The organism is Frankia sp. AiPs1 (assembly GCF_023716945.1).
Classification (GTDB): domain Bacteria; phylum Actinomycetota; class Actinomycetes; order Frankiales; family Frankiaceae; genus Frankia.
Map to the genome: position 1 here is coordinate 1 of NZ_JAMQQF010000721.1, position 2,506 is coordinate 2,506.

2 protein-coding genes are annotated in these 2,506 nt (G+C 75.3%); both read right to left on the reverse strand.

Annotation, left to right across the window (positions count from 1 at the left end; all coding sequences use genetic code 11):
- Positions 1-2,137: acetyl/propionyl/methylcrotonyl-CoA carboxylase subunit alpha (locus ND748_RS29920; protein ID WP_374216073.1), on the reverse strand; the 2,137-nt coding region annotated here is incomplete at its 3' end.
- Between the two features lie 60 nt (positions 2,138-2,197).
- Positions 2,198-2,506, reverse strand: a 309-nt coding sequence (locus ND748_RS29925) for a carboxyl transferase domain-containing protein (protein WP_285902907.1), incomplete at its 5' end; no start/stop codon positions are given.

A 2,506-nucleotide genomic window follows, 5' to 3' on the forward strand; every position in this document is an offset into this window, starting at 1 on the left:
CCCGTGGGCCGAGCCCGGCGCCAGCCGTCGGCGCCGCCGCCGCCGCCGGATCTCCCTCCCCCACCGGGACGGCCAGCCCGGCCCCACCTGGAACCGGGCCTGCGCCGGGCCCCAGCGCGACGCCGTCGACGACGATGCCGCCACCGCGACCGCCGCCATCGCCGACGCCGGCGATGGCGGCGGCGCCGATACCGTCGGCGGCACCGACTCCAGCGAAGCCACCACCAGCCACCCCGATGCCAGCCGACCCGCCGCCAGCCACCCCATTGCCAGACATCCCATTGCCAGCCGACCCGCCGCCAGCCGACCCGCTGCCGGCGGAGCCACCTCCGGCGGGCCCTCGTTCGACGGAGCCACCGCCCGCCAGGACGTCGCCGCGGTCGCCGCCAGCAGCGGCGCTGCCAGCCGGGCCGGAGCCGCCAGGGTCGGCGCCCCCCACCGGGCCCGACCCGTCGCCCGGGCCCGATCCGTCGCCCGGGCCCGACCCGTCGCCTGCCTCGGAACCGCCGCCCGGAATGAGCACGTCCCAGCTCAGCCACGCGGGCTCGCCGGGACGCCAACCGGAGGGGATGTCCCAGGGGTCGACGAGCGGGCCGACCGGTTGCAGCGCGAGCAGTCGGGCCAGGGCATAGCCGAGGATGGCCTCGCCGGGCAGTTCGTCGGCGGTGAGCGCGGCGAGGTCGCGTTCGACCAGATCGGTGTCGAGCCGGCCGGCGACGACGTCGGGATGGCCGAGCAGCGCGCGCAGGAAACCGATGTTGGTGGTCACACCGAGCAGCACGGTGGCGGCGAGCGCCGCGTCGAGCCGGGCGATCGCAGCCTGCCGGTCGGGCCCCCAGGCGACGATCTTGGCGAGCATCGGGTCGTAGGCGGTGCCGACGATGTCGCCGGCGGCGATGCCGGCGTCGACGCGTACGGCGGGGCCCGTGGGCTCGCGGAAGGCGAGGACCTGCCCGCCGGTCGGCAGGAAACCGCGCACGGGGTCCTCCGCGTAGACGCGGGCCTCCACCGCGTGGCCGGTGAGGCGGACGTCGGCCTGACCGAAGCGCAGCGGCTCGCCGGCCGCGATCCGGATCTGCTCGGCGACCAGGTCCACCCCGGTGACCAGCTCGGTTACCGCGTGCTCCACCTGCAGGCGGGTGTTCATCTCCATGAAGTAGAACTCGTCGGGCGCGTCGGCGGACAGGATGAACTCGACCGTGCCGGCTCCGACGTAGCCGACGGCGCCGGCCACCGCGACCGCCGCGGCGCCGAGCCGTTCCCGGGTGCGCGCGTCGAGCAGCGGCGAGGGCGCCTCCTCGATGATCTTCTGGTGGCGCCGCTGCAGGCTGCACTCGCGTTCCCCCAGGTGCAGCACGGTGCCGTGGGTGTCGGCGAGGATCTGCACCTCGACGTGGCGGGGACGGGCGATGAGCCGCTCCACGAACAGGGTGTCGTCGCCGAAGGCGGCGGCGGCCTGCCGGCGGGCCGAGGCGAGGGCGGCGGCCATCTCCCCCGGCGCGCGCACGACCTGCATGCCCTTGCCGCCGCCGCCGACCGACGGCTTGACCAGGACCGGGTAGCCGAGCTGGCCCGCGGCGTCGGTGATGGCGGCGTCGGTCATCGCGGGCGACGACCGCCCGGGCACCACGGCCACGCCGACCTCGGCAACGGTCCGCCGCGCCACGATCTTGTCGCCCATCACCTCGACGGCGGCGACCGACGGGCCGATGAAGAACAGCCCGGCGGCCTCGCAGGCCCGGACGAAGGCGGCGTTCTCGGCGAGGAAGCCGTAGCCGGGATGGACGGCCTGGGCCCCGCAGGCCTGCGCGGCCTCGACGATCGCGTCGATGTCCAGGTAGCTTTCCCGGGCCGGCGTGGGCCCCAGGCGCACGGCGATGTCGGCCTCGCGGACGTGGCGGGCGCCGGCGTCCGCGTCGGAGTAGACGGCGATCGAGCGGATGCCGAGTTCGCGCAGGGTACGAATGATCCGCACGGCGATCTCGCCGCGGTTGGCGACGAGCACGGACGAGAACGCCAGACCCGGCAACCCGGCGCCCCGAGTGGACAGGCCCGGTCCGGTGCGGCGCTGGGCGGGGGCCGGACCGGTCGCGACGGCTCCCACGTGGTTCCAGGTCGACGGGTCAGCGGCTGACACCCTTGATCCTCACGTCTCTACTCCCCTCACCACCGGCCGACCGCGACTTCGCCTACCCGCTCACATCCGAAACACGCCGTAGCGCACCGGCTCCAGGGGGGCGTTCGCGGCCACCGACAGTCCCAGACCCAGCACCATACGGGTGTCGGCCGGGTCGATGACCCCGTCATCCCAGAGCCGGGCGGTCGAGTAGTAGGGGCTGCCCTGCTCCGCGTAACGGTCCAGGACGGGCCCGCGGAACGCGGCCTCGTCCGCGTCGCTCCAGTCGACGCCGGCTGCCGCGATCTGGTCCCGGCGGACGGTGGCGAGCACCGCCGCCGCCTGCTCCCCACCCATCACCGAGATCCGCGCGTTCGGCCACATCCACAG